Origin of the sequence: Nonomuraea recticatena, assembly GCF_039533245.1 — a bacterium.
In the GTDB taxonomy this organism is placed as follows: domain Bacteria; phylum Actinomycetota; class Actinomycetes; order Streptosporangiales; family Streptosporangiaceae; genus Nonomuraea; species Nonomuraea roseola.
This window is the reverse complement of record NZ_BAAATE010000173.1, coordinates 1-609: the sequence shown is the minus strand read 5'-3', so window position 1 is coordinate 609 and position 609 is coordinate 1. Positions and strand designations below refer to the sequence as shown.

At 70.6% G+C, this 609-nt stretch carries 2 protein-coding genes; both read left to right on the top strand.

Annotation, left to right across the window (positions count from 1 at the left end; all coding sequences use genetic code 11):
- The coding region (locus ABFX50_RS51000; RefSeq protein ID WP_346158553.1) for a hypothetical protein at window positions 1-216 on the top strand (216 nt) is incomplete at its 5' end.
- Window positions 217-223: 7 nt separating this feature from the next.
- Window positions 224-592: a hypothetical protein gene (locus ABFX50_RS50995; RefSeq protein WP_310283871.1), complete on the top strand. Its 369-nt coding sequence runs from the start codon at window positions 224-226 to the stop codon at window positions 590-592.
- Window positions 593-609: the final 17 nt, after the last annotated feature.

Below are 609 nucleotides of genomic sequence, written 5' to 3'. Positions count from 1 at the left end.
GGCGGTCAAGACGGCGCCGATGGAGCCGACGGTGCACAGGGGGAGCCCGGTCGGCCGCCGACCAAGGACGAGATCCGCACCGAGGTCGAGGCCTACATCGAAGAGAACGGCCTCCCCATCTGCCCTCCCGACGCCCCTGCCGGGCCCCTCACCGTCGTCACCCCCGGCGGCCCCGTCGACATCATCGCCTGCATCGTCCCCAACCAACCCGAATAGGAGCACCATGTCCATGCCCGCCAGCGACATCACGCAAACCGACCTCGCCAACCGGGGCCTGTCGCTCATCCGTACGTACGTCCCGATCGGCGTCGGCGCCGTCCTCACGTGGCTCGCTGCCCGCTGGTTCGGCGTCGACCCCGCGACGCAGGAGGCGCTGATCTACGGGCTCTCCGGGTTCGGCGGCGCCGCCTGGTACGGCATCCTCCGCATCATCGAGCCGCACCTGCCCAAGTGGGCTCGCCTGCTCGTGTTCTGGTCGGCGAAGATGCCGACCTACGCTTCGGCCGAGGCGACGGCCGCGCCGCCGCGCGACCTCGTCGACCCTGCCACCGGCGAGACCGTCCGCGCCTACCTCGTGACCAACCTGAAGTAGACGGCCTGCAGATCGCC

What these genes read in the sequence shown, in the direction of transcription:
- ABFX50_RS50995 (WP_310283871.1), top strand. Translation starts at nt 224, where the DNA reads ATGTCCATGCCCGCCAGCGACATCACGCAAACCGACCTCGCCAACCGG.